The sequence below is a fragment of the Capnocytophaga canimorsus genome (assembly GCF_002302565.1).
In the GTDB taxonomy this organism is placed as follows: Bacteria; Bacteroidota; Bacteroidia; order Flavobacteriales; family Flavobacteriaceae; genus Capnocytophaga; species Capnocytophaga canimorsus.
This window is the reverse complement of sequence record NZ_CP022382.1, coordinates 695,377-712,543: the sequence shown is the minus strand read 5'-3', so window position 1 is coordinate 712,543 and position 17,167 is coordinate 695,377. Positions and strand designations below refer to the sequence as shown.

The following is a 17,167-nucleotide window of genomic DNA, read 5'->3' as shown; positions in this document are numbered from 1 at the left end:
AAGGTTACAAATGTATAATTTTTTATAGCATAAAAAAAGAATTTAAGGTTTTTATTTTAACAAGCTATTTACTTTTTATGACTTTTGTTAAGGTTTTTATACATAAATGTATTTTAATAGTTTTCTTCAATTGCCTTTAAAATCTCATAGGCTATGGCATATTGGTCTTCAAAGACGAAGACCTCGGCTTGCATAAAAATTTCTCCTGCAAATCCTGCTAGAATTCCAGATTCAGAACGGTCTTTTACGATGGGCTGAATGCCCGCTTCCTCTAAAGCTGATTTCAATCGTTGCACCTCAATTATTGATCCTTCAAAAAGTTTTCTCAACTTAGTCTCTAACATAATTTAATTGTTAAGTTTCTAAAATAATTTTACAATATCAGTAATTTAAAAATGGTGTAATTTAGTACTGATTTAAGTAGGTGAATTGTCTGACAAAGTTACAAATAAGTTCTTTAGTAAACCAAAAGAGCTACCTTTTTAGGTAGCTCTTTTCAAATATTGCAGAAATTTTTATTTTTTCTCTATTGCAGAACCTTCTTTAGTGATATAGGTCAGTTTAAGAGCATTTACATCTTGTAATTTTTCTTTAATGTCACTGATTAGTCCCATATTGGTTTCTGCGTCAACTTTTAATGCAGTAATAAATTGCTCACGCAGTTCTTGGCGTAATCCGTCTTTGTATTGTAAGATGAATGGCGCTATTTCCGAAACATCAGCAAATTTATCGTTTACCTGAATTTTAGCATTTGTTCCGTACTTATCTTGATACTTAGGAAGAGGCTTCCCAGCATAGATATACACAACAGGGTCTTTTTTGTCTAACCTTTGAACTTGGTCGGCTGACGGAACTTTATTGACTACCATTAGGTCACTATCCTTCATTTCAGTTACTGTCATAAAGAAGAACAGCAACATAAATACGATATCAGGTAAAGATGCCGTTGAAACTGGTGGTAACTCACTACCTTTCTTTTTTGCGAATTTAGGCATTTTAATTCTGAATTTTAATTTTTCTTAGATTCAGCTTCAATAAGTTTTCTTGGGAAAAGCTCTTGAAGCTTTTTAATTTTAGGTTCTAACTCATTCTTACGGCTTTTTGGAGTTCGTGCCGCGTTATATTCGGCATCCATTTCCATAAAGGATACTTCGTTAGGAAATAATCGCACACGCTCACGCTCACGTAACTCGTTGTAGGCAGCAATTAGTTCATTTTGAACAGCTACATACGTTTTGTAAGAAGTTTCACGGTCATTACGCAATGAAATTACTGCTTTGTCAGGGTTTTCTGATGATTCTACCAATTTTTTTCCTTGGCAATGCGCACAAGAACCATCGGCTCCGTTATCCAAAAACTCTTTGGCAGCTTTTCTAACATCTTTCAGTTCCATTAATTGACCATCTACCAACAATTGATTGTTCTTGTTTACAACCACCTCTAAAACGTTTCTTTCTTTAACAGGAGGTGGAGGAGTTTTTAAATCAATTTTAGGTGGCAACTTGGTCATAATACCTGCATTGGTTTCAATAGTTGTTGTTACTAAGAAGAAAATCAACAGAAGAAACGCAATGTCAGCCATAGAACCGGCATTTACTTCGGGTATTGATCTTTTTGCCATAATTGTATTTTTATTTTACAATTGCACTTTTGATTCCGGAGTAAATCATCAATCCTGTAGCTACTGCTCCTAAAATATAGAATGATATAATTCCAGTCTCAACTAATTTTTCAGTATTGTTTTCTCCTGAGGCAAAAGCGTATGATAGTAGCACGATTGCAAAGAAAACACCAGTATAGATTAAAGTTTTCTTTAATTTTTTAGGAGATGATACAATGTTCAATAAACCGAAGACAGTTACCGCTAATATTGATGCAAATAACAATATGTAAGAGGTATAGAACATTAGCTCAGTGTATGGGTCAATGTCAGAGTACACTAATCCTCCGAACAGAATGATAGCCAACACTGCAAAAACCAATGCAACTATTTTTGATATTTTATACATAATATAAAGTTGTTTTTTATGTTTTACAATCTAAAATTATCTTTTGTAGGCAGAAAGCATATCAATCAATGTGATAGAAGCATCTTCCATATCGTTTACAATAGCATCAATTTTAGCAATGATGTAGTTGTAAAATACTTGAAGAATAATAGCTACAATAAGACCGAACACCGTAGTAAGCAACGCTACTTTAATGTCTCCAGCAATCAAAGACGCATCTAAACCTCCTGCAGCACTGATTTTGTCGAAAGCTTGAATCATACCAATTACCGTACCCATAAACCCAAGCATCGGTGCGATAGCGATAAACAAAGATACCCAAGAAACGTTTTTCTCTAATTGTCCCATCTGAACCCCACCATAAGCAATTACTGATTTTTCAGCCATATCAATACCTTCGTGGTAGCGATCTAAACCTTGGTAGTAGATAGAAGCTACAGGTCCTCTGGTGTTACGGCAAACTTCTTTGGCAGCTTCAATACCGCCTGATTGTAAAGCAGCTTCAACATCAGCAGCCAATTTTTTAGTGTTTGTAGTAGCCATATTCAAATAAATGATACGCTCGATAGCAACGGCTAAACCTAAAATCAAACACAATAATACAACCCCCATAAACTCAGGTCCCCCCTCAATAAAACGGGTTTTCAATACTTGTGTAAAACTTTCTTTTGTTTGTTCTTCTTGAGCTACAACAGTTGTTACATTTAAAATTAACATTGCTAGAAGTACTAGCTTAGAATACATTTTTTTCATCTTAATTTTTTTAATTTGTTAGTTAATAAAGATTGTTTCGTTTTAAATAAAGCAGAGAGGAAGGGATTCGAACCCTCGATACGTTTTTGACGTATACACACTTTCCAGGCGTGCGCCTTCGACCACTCGGCCACCTCTCTTTTGAGTTTCAGAAAGCCAAATAACGAATTTTTTTTTGATTATTAAAGAAAATTGAAGTTTTTTTATTCAATTTCCCCATATAAATTTTCTTCAAAACTGTTTTTCAGTGAGTTATAATTTATATTTTTTTTAAGTAAAAACATCATTTTTGTGACTGCTGCCTCTGTGGTAATGTCTTTTCCATTGATGATGTTGAGCTCTTTTAGGTATTCGCTGGCTTCATATTTGCCTAAAAGTACGCTTCCACCAGAGCATTGGGTGACATTTACTATCGAAATTCCTTTTTCAATGGCTTCTTTCAAGGTTTCCAAAAACCATTTTTCAGTAGGGGCATTACCCGAACCATAGGTTTCTAAAATAACTGCTCGTAATCCTTCTATAGAAAAGATACCTTTCAAAATTTTTTCAGTGATTCCTGGAAATATTTTGATAATGATGATATTTTCGTCAAACTCTTTATGAACGATAAGGGGTAAATTGTCTTTTTGAGGTAGCAAATTTTCCCTAAAAACCTTTAGGTGTACGCCACTTTCGGCAAGGGTAGGATAATTCATCGAAACGAATGCCTGAAAGTTCTCAGCATTGATTTTGGTAGTTCTGTTACCACGATATAGTTTATATTCAAAGTATAAGCAAACTTCTTGAATGACCGACTTGCCATTTTCTTTTAAACTAGCTAAATGTATGGAGGTAATTAGGTTTTCACGAGCATCCGTTCGTAAATCTCCAATAGGAAGTTGAGAACCTGTAAAAATGACAGGCTTGGAAAGATTTTCAAGCATAAAGCTCAGTGCCGAAGCCGAATAGCTCATCGTGTCACTGCCGTGTAAAACTACAAAACCATCGTAATTATCATAATTTTGTTCAATTACTTCTGCTATTTTGCGCCAGTGCTTTGGGTTCATATCCGAAGAATCAATCGCTTTGTCAAAAGAATATGAACCGATGGAGCAGTCTAATTGTGAGAGTTCGGGCAATCGTTGTACGATGTTTTCAAACTGAAAGGCTTTGAGCGTCCCTGTGTTATAATCCTTGACCATTCCTATGGTACCTCCAGTGTAGATGAGTAAAATTTTTGATTTTTCGGTTTGCATAACTTATCCAAAAAGCTTATTTTTTACAGGATTTGAGTACATTTCAAGGAATTTTCTTTTAGAAATATCGCTCTCCGATTTGCTCCGATTGTTCATTCTTCGTTCAAATTGACGAATTTCTTTTTCGCTATAATATTGTTGATGCGCATTGGTTTGGTACAACATATCGTAAGCGATGTAATTGGTAGGAAATAGTTTATATTGTTGATGAATTTTTTGGTCTAAATAATCGGCAAGTTGCTGTAATTGTTTGTTTACGTGAGTATTTTCAATTTCAATCTTGTCAAAAATATCGTTTAGCGGAGTGCCTACCGAAATATGTACCCTGCCTTTTTGCCCCACAAGCCCTTGGAAGATGTTTTCAAAATCTTCTTTTTTTGATTTTACGTATTCAACACCGTAATGTTGCGCCATTAGTGCTGGTATTTTCATCATATCGGTAGGATCAAATTCGTACGAAATTGCCATAGGAACAATGTTCAGTTGCTTGAAATATTGCATAACCGACTGATTTTCGGGTTTTGCTAAGGAAAGCATTTTCAGTACGCCCTGTTGGGTTCTGTCGTCACCATCTTTGGTTCTTCCTTCGCGCTGAGCAATCCAAACTGAACGATTCTGAGCCGTAATACAATATTTTATGTATTTGGAAACGATTTTAGATTTTTCAAGAGCCTCACGTGGTGGCAAATTTCGATGAATGATAAAGTTCCGATTTAGCAACGATAGCGCTTTGAGTACTTTTTTTCGAATCAGATTATCACCCACTGCCGATGCGGTCATTTTTAAGTTGTGGTCGTGAAGAGTAACATTGAGTAGTGACGTATCTAAAATAATATCCCGATGATTGGAAATGAAAAGGTAAGCCGTGTCGGGCTTTAGTTTTTCAAATCCTTCAAAGGTAAAATCGTCCATACTTTTGGCAATGGCTTTCTTTACCACTTGATACATAATTTGCCTTTGAAAGTCAAAAATACTATGATTGGATAGTAATTTTTCGTTACGCTGCTCTTGTGAGAGCTCAGGGAAGGCATAAAGCATCATAGCTTGCATCAGCGAATGCTCATAAATATCTTCTAAAATATTATGGATTTCACTGTCGTGATAGGGTCGTATAGATTCAAAATGGTCCAAAATATGCCTTCAAGCTGTTAAAATTTGTAGCAAAAAAACAAAAAAGTTTTTTAAAAAGCAATTAAATTCTAAAAACACTTTTGGAGTTTTCCGTGGTAATACGTGCAATTTCTGTTTCGGGAAGTGCGTATATGCTTGAAAGTTTTTTGACCACCTCAACAATATAGGCACTTTCATTGCGTTTTCCACGATAGGGCACGGGTGCCAAGTACGGAGCATCAGTTTCTAAAACAATATGCTTTAAATTGATATTTTTTAAAAAGGTATCTATTTTTCCGTTTTTGAAAGTAACCACACCGCCAATACCTAATTTTAAACCGTATGAGATGGCTCGTTGTGCTTGTGCTTCATTGCCCGAAAAACAATGAAAAATCCCGAATAAATCATCTGATTTTTCGCTTTCAAGTACTTCAAAGACTTCATCAAAGGCGTCACGACAGTGAATAACGATGGGCAGTTTGTGTTTTTTTGCCAGTTGTATTTGTTTACTAAAGGCTTTTTGTTGTTCTGAAAGAAAAGTTTTATCCCAATATAGGTCGATTCCCGTTTCGCCTATGGCATAAAAAGTATGTTCTTCGAGTAACTTTTCGACAATAGATAATTCCTCCAAATAGTTTTCTTTGACGTGTGTAGGGTGTAAGCCTGCCATCAAAAAGATGTTTTTCGGGAAATTTTTCTGCAACTCAAACATTCGTTCCACATACGTAGAATCAATGGCTGGGATAAAAAAACGACTTACCCCTGAGGAAATGGCTCGGTGTATCATTTCATTTCTATCCTCATCGAAAGCTTCACTATATAGATGTGTGTGGGTATCGGTAATATTCATTTTTTGTATTTATATTTGCAAAAGTACGATAAAGATTAACAAGTAGCAATAAGGCTACAAATCCATTTTGAACCTTTTACGATTCTATTATTTATGACTTCATTGAAGAAAATTCTTAAGGAACAAGGCTATAGCGCTATTGAATTGTTACCCACTAAAACATTGCATTTGGAGCTGAAAGTCAGTATCAATGGGGTAGAGGGACGCTTTTTGTTAGATACAGGAGCCTCTAATACGTGTTTGGGACTGGATAGTATTGATTTTTTTAATTTGCAGACCGATTTTTCGGAAATTAAGGCTGCTGGAGCTGGAGCAAGTGAAATGGACACCCAAATTTCACTTAAAAATACACTTGAAATCGGGAAATGGAAACGAAAAAATGTTTCCTTAGTATTATTTGATTTAAGCCACGTGAACAACGCTTTGCAACGATATGATACCCAGCCCATTCACGGAATCATCGGTGCTGATATTCTCAAAAAAGGCAAAGCAATTATAGATTATCCTAAAAAAACACTTTTTTTGAAATAAGCTATTGTTGTTGAGTAAAATAGAGAATAAGCAAAATCCCGACTACGATACGATAGTATCCCCAAATTTTAAATCCGTATTTTTTGATGGTGTTTACAAAGCCCTTGATTGCCAGTATGGCTACGATATAAGCGATAACATTTCCTAAGATGAAAAGACCTAATTGGTCGGTGCTGTTCATCAAAAATTCGTAGCCCTTAAGTGGGATTTCATTTTCTGTCCAAGTCTTTAAAAATAAAGAATAAACCATTACGGCAAGCATAGTAGGCACAGCCAGAAAAAACGAAAATTCGGCGGCTGTTTCGCGGGTGAGTTTCTGTTGCATCCCACCAATAATGGAAGCTGCAGAACGGCTGGTTCCAGGCATCATTGCCAAACATTGCCAAAAACCGATGATTAAGGCACGCTTAAATCCGATTTTTTCTTCGCAGTCAATAGGTTGGGTTTTAAACAATTTATCGACGAATAGCAAAACGATACCGCCTAAGACCAACACAAAAGCAATATATATGGGTTCACCCATTACTTTTTCTATCTTTTCATCAAATAGCTTACCTAGTATCAGAGCGGGGATTACTGCCAAGGCTAATTTGGCATAAAACTGCCATCGAGAAAAATCAAAGAATTTTTTCCAATAAAGGGTAACCACTGCTAAAATAGCTCCAAACTGGATGCATAATTGAAACATCTTTACAAATTTATCTTCCTGAATGCCCATTAACGAACTTGTAAAAATCATATGGGCAGTTGATGAAATGGGGAGATATTCTGTAAGTCCTTCAACGATAGCGATGATGATTGCCTCTAACGTGTTCATTTACTTTTGTTTTTTCTTTGGATTATACAAAATAGCTACCACTTCAATAGCAAAACCTATCAAAACTAAGGTAGGAGCCAGACGTATGCGTTGAAAATTAAATACCGAATCATCAAAAACTTCAGGATTATCGCTACCACCACCGCTCATTAGTATAAATCCTAAAGCGATAACGGCTAATCCGATAATCATAATAATGTAATTTTCACGTTTGAAAATCAATTCTGAATGATGTTTATTCTTCTCTGTCATAGGTTTATTTATGTTTTATCACTGAGTTATACTTTAGTAATATAAGTCGTTGGTATTCAGGTTTAGAAAACGTTGTGCAGCAAAAAAAGTGCTTAACCAAGTAATCAAAATGCCGATAATCAAAATACTTGAAAAAACCATAATGGTAATACTACGGTCAGTCATTAGTCCGAATTCAGGGAAACTATTGTTTAAATAGCTGATGCAACCATACAAAAGCAACATTGCAAATACAGCACCGTAAATTCCTAAGCGAACATTGGTTATAATAAACGGACGACGAATAAATCCGCGTGTAGCTCCTACCAATTGCATCGTTTTTATGGTGAAGCGCTTCGAATAAATGGAAAGACGTATTGATGAGTTGATGAGTAATATGGCAATTATGGTGAATAAGCCGCTTATAATGAGAATGATGAGGCTTATTTTTTCTACATTTTCGTGGATTAAAGCCACCAAAGGTTTATCGTAAGTTACCTCCGTAACGAATGGATTTTGACCGATTTCTTTAGCAATTTCTTCCATCTTTCCAGGTTCGGCATATTCTGCCTTCAAACTCAAATCAATAGAATTTTGTAGCGGATTCACACCAATAAATGATAAAAAATCCTCTCCAATTTCTTGGCTGAATTGTTCGGCAGCTTCTTCCTTAGAAACAAATCGAACGGATTTGGCAAATTCAGCAACCGAAAGTGTTTTTTGCAGATGAAGTACATCGGCTTCTTTGGCGTCGTCTTTTAAGGAAATACTTACAGAAACTTGCTCTTTGAAATAGTTTGCCAAACGTTGGGCATTGAGGAGTAAAAACCCGAGCAATCCGAGCAAAAAAAGCACTAATGTTATGCTTAAAGTGACTGAAAAGTACGAAGTTATCAGTCTTCTTTTGTTGAATTTATCTATTGATTTAGCCACTGTTTTTCAAGGTTCTGTTTAACGATTGGGTAAAAGTACAAAAACTTTAAAAATAATAAGGTCTTATGTAGGCGAAATATTTTTTCATATCACCAAACAAGATTTATTTTCCTTGTATTCGTTCCCACAAAGCAGAGAACAATTCTTTAGCCCGACTTTTAGATTTGTTAGCCACTTCTTGGGCTTGTAGTACTCCATTTTGCTGGTAGAGTTTGTAGCTAAAGGCATATTCGGGCTCGGGTTGGTCGTATCCTAATACTCCGAATCGGATGTCGTTGAAAAATAATTCATTGTTCTTTTCAGTAATGACCCACCAGTCTTCCGAAATCCAAAAGAGTTGTTGTAGCACTTTTTCTGATTTTTTATCGGAAATCAAATGCGGTTGTTTCGGATAGAAATTAAAACTTATTGGCGAAGTATCAAAAAAGGAATAATCGCCCATATAATACCCTTCTTCAGTTTCAAAAATCCCATTCCAGAGAATGATGTTTAGCGGAGCAGGTTTTACTATTTTTCGGGAATACTGAATGTTTTGAGCTTGTAATTGATTTTCAAACTTGTTTTTAACGATTTGCTGAACCAAAACGGTAATAAGCAAATAGCAAGAGCTAATGATAAGCCCAATGTTATTCCATTTTCTTCGTTTTGGATGGTCGCGTTTTAGTCGCATCACCATAATTAAACAAAATGAAAACGGAAGCGTGTACAAGGGGTCAATTACGAAAATGGAGTGTTGTGCCAAACGAAGGTTAGAGGGGTAAAAAAGCTGTGTTCCCCAAGTGGTAAAGGCATCTAATAGGGCGTGGGTGAGTAGTCCTAAAAACCAAAAAAGTGTTGTCTGTTTGAAAGAAAGTTGTTTTTTGTATTCCCATTTCTGTAACAGGATTCCTAGAACGGGGGATAAAATCAAGAAAAAAAGGATGGAATGACTAAATCCTCTATGGATGGTTATTGCGGTTATGGGGTCGTATAGTTTCCCTACAAAAACATCTAAATCGGGTATAGTACCTGCAATGGCTCCGTATAAAAGGGCTTTGTTGCCTAGTTTCTTACCAAGTATAGCTTCTCCGATTGAAGCTCCCAAAACAATTTGTGTTAACGAATCCATATATTATGTGTCAGCTGTTATTTTCTTCAAAAGTAATAAATACAAAAAAGCCTTAAAACACTATTGTTTTTAAGGCTCTTGCTTTGTACCTGAGGTGGGAATCGAACCCACACTCCGAAGAACACGAGTTTGAGTCGTGCGCGTCTACCAATTCCGCCACTCAGGCTTGCTATTTCATTGCGGTTGCAAATGTATAAAACTTTTTGGAAGATGCAAAAAAATAAATGAAAAAAATGAAAATATTATTTTTATTTTTAAATTTGCACTGTCAAAGAAACAAACCAAAAAAACTAAAATAAATTATATCAGTATATTATGGCATATATTGTACCCGAACCTAAAATTTTTGCTTGTACACAAAGCGTAGAATTGGCTGAAAAAATAGCTAAGGCATACGGAACTCAACTCGGAAATGTAAAATTTTCTCACTTTAGTGATGGAGAATTTCAGCCTTCTTTTGAAGAGCCGGTTCGTGGGGCGAGGGTATTTATAATAGGGTCAACAAATCCTGGGTGTGAAAATTTAATGGAAATGTTGTTAATGCTTGATGCTGCTAAAAGAGCTTCTGCGCGCCATATTACAGCGGTAATGCCTTATTTTGGTTGGGCAAGACAAGACCGAAAAGACAAACCTCGAGTGCCTATAGCTGCTAAATTGGTAGCCAATCTTTTAGAAACGGCAGGGGCAACCCGAATTATCACTATGGATTTACACGCTGACCAAATTCAAGGTTTCTTTGAAAAACCCGTTGATCATCTATTTGCCTCTACAATCTTTTTGCCCTATTTGCAAAGCCTTAGCCTAGAGAATATGAGTATTGCTTCACCTGATATGGGAGGTTCTAAAAGAGCCTATGCGTACTCAAAATATTTGAACAGCGACGTGGTAGTGTGTTACAAGCAGCGTAAAAAGGCTAATGTTATTGAAACAATGGAGCTTATCGGTGAGGTAAAAGATAAAAATGTTGTTTTGGTAGATGATATGGTAGATACGGCTGGAACTTTGGTTAAAGCGGCTGAACTGATGAAAGAAAAAGGAGCAATTAGCGTTAGAGCCGTTGCAACACACCCTATTTTGAGCGGTGGAGCATATGAACGTATAGAAAATTCTGAATTAGAGGAGTTAATTGTAACAGATTCCATACCTTTGCAACGCCAGAGCAATAAGATAAAAGTGTTGAGTTGTGCTGAGCTTTTTGCCGAGGTGATGCATCGAGTACACGATAATAGCTCAATCAGCTCCAAATTTTTAATGTAAACTAATTTTTAATACTAATATTTTTTAAATGAAATCAATTACAATCAAAGGATCTCAAAGAGAAAGCGTGGGCAAAGCAGCAAGCAAAGCCCTACGTAATGCTGGAAAGGTACCTTGCGTATTATACGGAGGGGATAGTGCTGTACACTTTTCGGCAGAAGAAATGGCGTTCAAAGGCATCGTTTATACTCCTAACGTATATACTGCTGCAATTGAATTAGATAACGGACAAAAATACAACGCTATTTTGCAAGACATTCAGTTCGACCCAGTTTCTGATAAAATCCTTCATATTGACTTCTATCAACTACACGATGATAAAGAGGTGACTATTGAGGTGCCAATCAAAGTAACGGGTACTTCTCCTGGTGTTATGGCAGGTGGGGTTTTACGTATCGTAAACCGTAAATTGAAAGTTAAGGCATTGCCAAACAATTTACCTGATTTTGTTACTGTTGATATTTCAGGTATGGAGATGGGTAATAAGTTATATATTACTAAATTACCACAAGAAAACTACAAAATTATGCACCCAGATAATACCGTGGTTCTACAAGTAAGAATTTCACGTGCTGCGATGAAAGCTGCTCAAGAGGCTGCCAAAGCAGAAAAAGGTGGGAAAAAGAAATAATTTTACCAAATAACATAAAAGAAGCCTTCCAAATCAACTTGGAAGGCTTTTTAAATTTTTACAGTTTTACATAAAAAAGTTATTCCTCTTTTTCCTAAAATTTAGGTTTACCTTTGAGGAATGTTCTTCAAAATTTCAAGCAAATATTTCCAGAATTTTTGAACAGATTTAATATTCACTTTTTCATCAGGAGAATGTGCTCCTTTGATGGTAGGACCAAAGCTAATCATCTCCATATTCGGGTAATTTTGCCCTAAAATTCCGCATTCTAATCCTGCGTGACAAGCAACCACATTGGGTTTTTCTCCAAATAATTTTTCGTATTGTTCTTTTAAAACCTTTAATATAGAAGAATTTACATCAGGTTCCCAACCTGGATAACTTCCTGTAAATTCCACCTCGAATCCTGAAAGCTCGAAAGCAGAACGCAACGCATTTGCCAAATCAAATTTTGCCGATTCCACCGAAGAACGTGTCAAACAATGAATTTTTATTTCTCCGTCTTTAACAACCACACGTGCAATATTGTTGCTGGTTTCTACCAAATCCGAAATACTTTTACTCATCGCGTAAACGCCATTGTGTGCCGTGTAAATGGAACGCAAAACTCCTTCTTGAACGCCCAATTCCATAACGTTTTCGGGCAAATTTGTACTTTCCAAAGCGATAGACAGATTAGGCTCGGTTATTTGCAATTCGTGTTTTATTACTTCAGTAAGTTGCTTGAATTCAAATTCAAACGCTTCATTTTGGATTTTATCAACTACCACAATGGCAGTACTTTCACGAGGAATTGCATTACGCAATCCACCGCCATTTATTTCCGAAATTCGTAATCCAAAATTTTCAAAACCATCGAAAAGCAAACGATTCATTATTTTATTGGCATTGCCAAAACCTTTGTGAATATCCATTCCGCTGTGTCCGCCTTGTAATCCTTTCACAACGATTTTGTAAGCAACCACATCTTGCGGAATTTCTTCTTGGTCGTATTCACGGAAAGCGGTAACATCAACACCTCCTGCACATCCTATATCAATTTCATCATCTTCTTCAGTGTCCAAATTCAGAAGAATATCGCCATTGAGTAATCCGCCTTTAAGTCCCTTTGCTCCAGTCATTCCAGTTTCTTCATCAATAGTAAAAAGAGCTTCAATATCAGGATGTTCAATATCAGCGCTTTGTAAAATAGCCATTATTGCCGCCACTCCAATTCCGTTATCAGCACCAAGGGTGGTTCCTTCAGCTTTTACCCAATCGCCTTCAATTTTCATTTTGATACCTTCTGTACTAAAATCGAAAACGGTATCGTTATTTTTTTGATGAACCATATCCAGATGCGACTGAAGGACGACTTTTTTGCGATTTTCCATTCCTTTTGTTGCTGGTTTTCGGATAATTACGTTTCCCACCTCATCTTTTAGGGTTTCCAAACCTAATTTCTTTCCGAAATCCATCATAAAAGCAATTACTTTTTCTTCCCTTTTTGACGGACGAGGCACCGCATTCAAATCCGCAAAATTTCCCCAAAGGGATTGGGGCTGTAGTTTTTTTATGTCTGTATTCATTTTTTGTTATTTTTGTGTGATGCTACAAAGTACCTAAATAAAATCTATTTATGAAAGTAAAATCAAAAGTTTTTAAGGGAATGGTAATATTGATACTGGTGGCTATTTGGCTCTTGTTTCGTAACTTTCCGCACATTACTGAAAAGTTTTACAGCCTTTTTCTGTATCCGATAATAGCTCAAATCTTTCATTTTTTATTCGGATGGTTACCTTTTTCCGTGGGTGATATTTTTTATACCGTTTTGATAGGTTTTGTAATTTTTTATTTAGTAAATAATAGAAAGAAAATTCGTCAACAGCCAATAATTTTTTTAGGGAAAGCTACTTTTTTTGGAGTACAACTGATATTTGTCTTTTTTTTGCTTTGGGGATTCAATTATTTTCGTCTTCCGCTTGAAAAATCACTTAAAGTAGCGCAGGAACATTCTAAAGTCGCTCTTCTTCGTAGTACACAAAAGCTTGTCAATAAAGCCAATGTATTACACTTGCAACTGACCTTAAATGCTGATGAAAAAGTAGTTTATAAGCAATCCTTACAAAATATTTATCAAGAAGCATTTCGCTGTTTTTCAACTGATTTTATCATTCCTTTTGCTTTTGAATACCGATATAAAAGTGTTAAAAACTCGTTATATAGCCCATTGCTCACTTATATGGGGTATAGTGGTTATCTGAATCCGTTTACTAATGAAGCTCAGGTAAATGCCTTAATGATTGGCTATTCACTTCCTGTGACGGCTTGTCACGAAATTGCTCATCAGATGGGGTATGCTGCTGAAAATGAAGCTAATTTTATAGGTTACGTGATGGCAAAAGAAAGTCAAGACCTTTATTTTCAATACAGTGCTACTTTGTTTGCTCTCAAATATTTACTTGCAGAAGTACGTAAAAATGATACTCAAAAATATAATGAATTTATTGGGCAACTTCGTCAAGGAATTTTTGAAAACTACAAGGAAGTACGCCAATTTTGGCAACAATATCAAAATCTAGCAGAACCCTTATTTAAAGCTAGTTATGATGCATTTTTGAAAGCAAATAATCAACAAGAAGGAATCCGTAGTTATGACTTTGTAACTAAACTGATTATTTGGCAGTTAGAGCAGGAATAAATTATTTAATAAATTTATAATGAAGTTCAAAATTAAGAGCCTGTTTAAAAAAGATATTACAAAAATTCGTATTGAGAATTTTTATAAAAACAAAAAAAATGATTGTCAGCTGTTGATATTAAATATTTTTTCGTAACTTTTTGGTGAATAAACAATTATGTTACGATGAAAAATTATCCAACAGATATCACTGACAATCAGTGGCAATTTATAAAAAAAACTTTGAATTTCAATGAAAGAAAGCGAAAACACGATTTAAGAACTATTTGGAACGCCATAATGTATCTTGTAAAAACAGGATGCCAATGGCGGATGTTATCTGGTGATTTTCCAAAATGGCAATTGGTTTACTACTACTATAACAAGTGGGCAAATGCAGAGGATTTTGATTTACTTCTTTCCAAATTACGCGAAGAAGTAAGGACTAAAAGAAACCAAAACAAAGTACCTAGTCTCGGAATAGTGGACAGCCAGAGTGTAAAATGGGGCAATAATCGTTCGTTGAAAGGATTTGAAGGAAACAAAAAAGTGAAAGGCATTAAACGACATATAGTAGTGGACAAAAACGGATTTTTATTAGCAGTAATAAGTAATAGCCACAGTAGCCAATATTCACGATGGTAAGGCGACAGATTTTCTGATGAGAACTTTGGCATATTTATTCATTCCTTTAAAGATTATCCTTGCCGATGGAGGTTATAGGGGAGAGATTATCGAACAAGTGAAGAATAAATTTGGTTATATCATTGAGGTAGTTATGAGAAATGATCAAAGGAAAAAGGATTTTCATCCCATTTCTAAAAGATGGGTGATAGAACGCACTTTTGCTTGGCTAGACAATGATCGAAGATTATGTAGAAATTATGAATTACTGCTAGAAAACTCAGAAAATATGGTCAAATTATCCGCTATAAAATTTTACTCAAAAAAATTTAAACAGGCTTTAAAAATTGAAGGGTATTATTTTGGTTTAAGTATTGATAATTTCAATAAAAAACGTTACCTTGTAGCCGTTTTAACTTTTAAAATTTTTCTATTTTGAACGAAATTATCTTGGAACTAACCGATGTAAGTCCTCAACAATTTTTTGGAGAATCGGAATCAAACATTAAAAAAATAAAAGAATATTTTCCAAAGCTAAAAATTGTTGCTCGTGGTAATAAAATTCTTGCTTTCGGAGAGGAACTACTTCTGAAAGAATTTGAAGAAAAAATAACAGCTTTGGTAAGCTATTTAGGAAAGTACAATCAGCTTGATGAACGAGCCATTGAGGGGATATTTGCCTCTGGAGGAATGCCTCAACCTGAGGTGTCTGCTCAAAACAGTAAAGATGTTATTGTTCACGGGGTAGGAGGGAAGATAATCCGTCCGCAAACCAAAAATCAAACCAAATTGGTAGATTTGATGCAGAAAAACGATATGGTTTTTGCCGTAGGACCTGCTGGTACAGGGAAGACATATACTGGGGTGGCATTGGCTGTAAAGGCATTGAAAGAGAAGCAAGTAAAACGAATTATTCTCACGCGTCCTGCGGTGGAAGCGGGCGAAAACTTAGGGTTTTTACCTGGTGACCTTAAAGAAAAGTTAGACCCCTATATGCAACCCTTGTATGATGCTCTTCGTGATATGATTCCGCACGAGAAATTAGCAGGGTATTTAGAAACGGGAGTCATTCAAATTGCTCCTTTGGCCTTTATGCGTGGACGTACCCTCGACAATGCCTTTGTTATTCTTGATGAGGCGCAGAATACCACACACGCACAAATGAAAATGTTTCTTACTCGTATGGGGCGTAATGCCAAATTTATGATAACGGGCGACCCAGGACAGGTCGATTTACCTCGCAGAGTTACCTCTGGACTTAAGGAGGCGTTGCTTATATTGCGAAACGTAAAAGGTATAAGTATATTGCATTTGGACGATAAAGATGTCATTCGTCATCCTTTGGTAAGAAGTATCATTGAAAGCTATAAAAATGTAGAGTCAGGAAATTAAAGTCTTTTTTTCTTTTTTTTGACCTGCAATTTTTGTATTTTAGCGTCTGTTTGAGAAAAAGTTTTTTAAAGTGATAAATTATTGAATAACAATCAAAAATTTAATATAATGAAGATAACATTAGCCGTATTGGCCGCAGGATTAGGAACTCGTTTCGGTTCCGATAAACAGTTAGAAGGAGTTTATAACGGAAATACGCTGTTCGATTATAGTATCTATGATGCTTTGGAAGCAGGTTTTGACGATGTGGTGCTAATCATTCGTTCCGAAATTGATGAGCTTGTCCGAAAACATTTTGAAAATCGTTTTAAAGGATTGCCTGTTTCGTTTGTTTATCAAGATAAGATGGCGCCTAAAGGTATTGAACGCCAAAAACCTTGGGGAACGGGTCACGCGATGCTCTGCTTGAAGGAGAAAGTGAAAAATCCGTTTTTAATTATCAATGCCGATGACTATTACGGAAAGGATGCTTTTGAACATATGGCTAAGGCACTAAAGTCGGGAAAAGGAAAAACTTTTTTTGCAGCGGGTTACAAACTTTGTAATACTTTGAGTGAAAACGGAACCGTAGCTCGTGGTATTTGTACTGTCGATGCAAATAATCATTTGAAGTCTATTGTTGAAGCCGTTAAACTCAGAAAAATTGACCAAAATACGGTACTCGACGAAGAAACTAATGTAAAATACGACATTAACAGCTTCGTTTCGATGAATTTCTGGGGCTTTACCGAAGCGGTTTTTGAGGTTTCTGAAAAACTTTTTGCTCAATTTGTTCAAGAAAACAAAAATAATCCGAAATCGGAGTTTTTCATTCCGCTAATTGTACAGCATTTTATTGAAAAAGAAGGATATGTATTGGAAGTATTGCCTAATAATGATGCTTGGTTCGGAATGACGTATCGTCAAGATTTGGAAATGGTACAAAACGAAATCACTTCACTAGTTAAGGCTGGTAAATATCCTGAAACATTATAAAAAAAACATTTTTAAAGAGCTGTAAGTATTTTACTTACAGCTCAATAAATAA

General features: G+C 35.7%; 21 protein-coding genes and 2 tRNA genes. 8 read left to right on the top strand and 15 right to left on the bottom strand.

The window, feature by feature from the left end; translation table 11 throughout:
• Positions 1 to 113: 113 nt before the first annotated feature.
• The 9 genes from CGC47_RS03140 to CGC47_RS03100 all read right to left on the bottom strand — a co-directional run bounded on the left by CGC47_RS03140 (position 114) and on the right by CGC47_RS03100 (position 5,957).
• Positions 114 to 344, bottom strand: coding sequence for a putative signal transducing protein (locus tag CGC47_RS03140; RefSeq protein WP_041913620.1), 231 nt, complete (start codon positions 342 to 344; stop codon positions 114 to 116).
• Positions 345 to 515: 171 nt separating this feature from the next.
• Complete coding sequence (locus tag CGC47_RS03135) at positions 516 to 995, bottom strand: ExbD/TolR family protein (protein ID WP_013997627.1); 480 nt, start codon at positions 993 to 995, stop codon at positions 516 to 518.
• Between the two features lie 14 nt (positions 996 to 1,009).
• Positions 1,010 to 1,621, bottom strand: coding sequence for an ExbD/TolR family protein (locus tag CGC47_RS03130; protein WP_013997626.1), 612 nt, complete (start codon positions 1,619 to 1,621; stop codon positions 1,010 to 1,012).
• Between the two features lie 10 nt (positions 1,622 to 1,631).
• Positions 1,632 to 2,009 (bottom strand): hypothetical protein, encoded by a 378-nt coding sequence (locus CGC47_RS03125; RefSeq protein ID WP_013997625.1) that lies wholly within the window; start codon positions 2,007 to 2,009, stop codon positions 1,632 to 1,634.
• Positions 2,010 to 2,045: 36 nt separating this feature from the next.
• The gene (locus CGC47_RS03120; protein WP_013997624.1) at positions 2,046 to 2,762 is read right to left on the bottom strand and encodes a MotA/TolQ/ExbB proton channel family protein; all 717 of its coding nucleotides are present in this window, start codon (positions 2,760 to 2,762) and stop codon (positions 2,046 to 2,048) included.
• Between the two features lie 52 nt (positions 2,763 to 2,814).
• Positions 2,815 to 2,902 (bottom strand) — tRNA-Ser (locus CGC47_RS03115).
• A 63-nt stretch (positions 2,903 to 2,965) separates the two neighbouring features.
• Positions 2,966 to 3,997 (bottom strand): asparaginase, encoded by a 1,032-nt coding sequence (locus CGC47_RS03110; RefSeq protein ID WP_095899967.1) that lies wholly within the window; start codon positions 3,995 to 3,997, stop codon positions 2,966 to 2,968.
• A gap of 3 nt (positions 3,998 to 4,000) precedes the next feature.
• Positions 4,001 to 5,131 carry a 1-acyl-sn-glycerol-3-phosphate acyltransferase gene (locus CGC47_RS03105; protein WP_041999484.1) on the bottom strand — a complete coding sequence of 377 codons (1,131 nt, stop codon included), beginning with the start codon at positions 5,129 to 5,131 and terminating at the stop codon, positions 4,001 to 4,003.
• A gap of 58 nt (positions 5,132 to 5,189) precedes the next feature.
• On the bottom strand, positions 5,190 to 5,957 hold the full coding sequence (locus CGC47_RS03100; protein ID WP_172458710.1) for a TatD family hydrolase: 768 nt from the start codon (positions 5,955 to 5,957) through the stop codon (positions 5,190 to 5,192).
• A 93-nt stretch (positions 5,958 to 6,050) separates the two neighbouring features.
• Here CGC47_RS03100 and CGC47_RS03095 point away from each other — a divergent pair, with 93 nt between their 5' ends.
• Complete coding sequence (locus CGC47_RS03095) at positions 6,051 to 6,488, top strand: retropepsin-like aspartic protease (RefSeq protein WP_013997620.1); 438 nt, start codon at positions 6,051 to 6,053, stop codon at positions 6,486 to 6,488.
• A 1-nt stretch (position 6,489) separates the two neighbouring features.
• Here CGC47_RS03095 and CGC47_RS03090 read toward each other — a convergent pair whose 3' ends face one another.
• The 5 genes from CGC47_RS03090 to CGC47_RS03070 all read right to left on the bottom strand — a co-directional run bounded on the left by CGC47_RS03090 (position 6,490) and on the right by CGC47_RS03070 (position 9,743).
• Entirely contained in the window at positions 6,490 to 7,305 is an 816-nt protein-coding gene (locus tag CGC47_RS03090; protein ID WP_041999482.1) for an undecaprenyl-diphosphate phosphatase, read from the bottom strand.
• Positions 7,306 to 7,557 (bottom strand): DUF3098 domain-containing protein, encoded by a 252-nt coding sequence (locus CGC47_RS03085; RefSeq protein WP_013997618.1) that lies wholly within the window; start codon positions 7,555 to 7,557, stop codon positions 7,306 to 7,308.
• Positions 7,558 to 7,590: 33 nt separating this feature from the next.
• A complete protein-coding gene (locus tag CGC47_RS03080; protein ID WP_041999480.1) occupies positions 7,591 to 8,469 on the bottom strand; it encodes a cell division protein FtsX in 879 nt (292 codons plus the stop codon).
• 103 nt (positions 8,470 to 8,572) lie between these two features.
• On the bottom strand, positions 8,573 to 9,577 hold the full coding sequence (locus tag CGC47_RS03075; protein ID WP_041999479.1) for a metal-dependent hydrolase: 1,005 nt from the start codon (positions 9,575 to 9,577) through the stop codon (positions 8,573 to 8,575).
• Between the two features lie 86 nt (positions 9,578 to 9,663).
• Positions 9,664 to 9,743: transfer RNA gene (locus CGC47_RS03070), tRNA-Leu, on the bottom strand.
• 149 nt (positions 9,744 to 9,892) lie between these two features.
• On the opposite strand from CGC47_RS03070, the gene CGC47_RS03065 reads away from it, so the two are divergent.
• Together CGC47_RS03065 and CGC47_RS03060 are read left to right on the top strand one after the other, a co-directional pair.
• Positions 9,893 to 10,834 carry a ribose-phosphate pyrophosphokinase gene (locus tag CGC47_RS03065; RefSeq protein WP_041999477.1) on the top strand — a complete coding sequence of 314 codons (942 nt, stop codon included), beginning with the start codon at positions 9,893 to 9,895 and terminating at the stop codon, positions 10,832 to 10,834.
• Positions 10,835 to 10,862: 28 nt separating this feature from the next.
• Positions 10,863 to 11,465, top strand: coding sequence for a 50S ribosomal protein L25/general stress protein Ctc (locus CGC47_RS03060; RefSeq protein ID WP_013997614.1), 603 nt, complete (start codon positions 10,863 to 10,865; stop codon positions 11,463 to 11,465).
• 107 nt (positions 11,466 to 11,572) lie between these two features.
• On the opposite strand, the gene CGC47_RS03055 is transcribed toward CGC47_RS03060, so the two are convergent.
• Positions 11,573 to 13,033: an aminoacyl-histidine dipeptidase gene (locus CGC47_RS03055; protein ID WP_095899966.1), complete on the bottom strand. Its 1,461-nt coding sequence runs from the start codon at positions 13,031 to 13,033 to the stop codon at positions 11,573 to 11,575.
• 50 nt (positions 13,034 to 13,083) lie between these two features.
• Here CGC47_RS03055 and CGC47_RS03050 point away from each other — a divergent pair, with 50 nt between their 5' ends.
• The 5 genes from CGC47_RS03050 to CGC47_RS03035 all read left to right on the top strand — a co-directional run bounded on the left by CGC47_RS03050 (position 13,084) and on the right by CGC47_RS03035 (position 17,115).
• Positions 13,084 to 14,145 carry a DUF3810 domain-containing protein gene (locus CGC47_RS03050; RefSeq protein ID WP_041999976.1) on the top strand — a complete coding sequence of 354 codons (1,062 nt, stop codon included), beginning with the start codon at positions 13,084 to 13,086 and terminating at the stop codon, positions 14,143 to 14,145.
• Between the two features lie 165 nt (positions 14,146 to 14,310).
• Positions 14,311 to 14,769: an IS5 family transposase gene (locus CGC47_RS10895; RefSeq protein WP_231552269.1), complete on the top strand. Its 459-nt coding sequence runs from the start codon at positions 14,311 to 14,313 to the stop codon at positions 14,767 to 14,769.
• A 16-nt stretch (positions 14,770 to 14,785) separates the two neighbouring features.
• The gene (locus CGC47_RS10890) at positions 14,786 to 15,187 is read left to right on the top strand and encodes a transposase (RefSeq protein WP_232779684.1); all 402 of its coding nucleotides are present in this window, start codon (positions 14,786 to 14,788) and stop codon (positions 15,185 to 15,187) included.
• Positions 15,184 to 16,140 carry a PhoH family protein gene (locus CGC47_RS03040; protein ID WP_095899965.1) on the top strand — a complete coding sequence of 319 codons (957 nt, stop codon included), beginning with the start codon at positions 15,184 to 15,186 and terminating at the stop codon, positions 16,138 to 16,140. Before CGC47_RS10890 ends, CGC47_RS03040 begins: the two co-directional genes overlap by 4 nt.
• Before the next feature lie 108 nt (positions 16,141 to 16,248).
• On the top strand, positions 16,249 to 17,115 hold the full coding sequence (locus tag CGC47_RS03035; protein ID WP_095899964.1) for an NTP transferase domain-containing protein: 867 nt from the start codon (positions 16,249 to 16,251) through the stop codon (positions 17,113 to 17,115).
• The last annotated feature ends 52 nt before the right edge of the window (positions 17,116 to 17,167 follow it).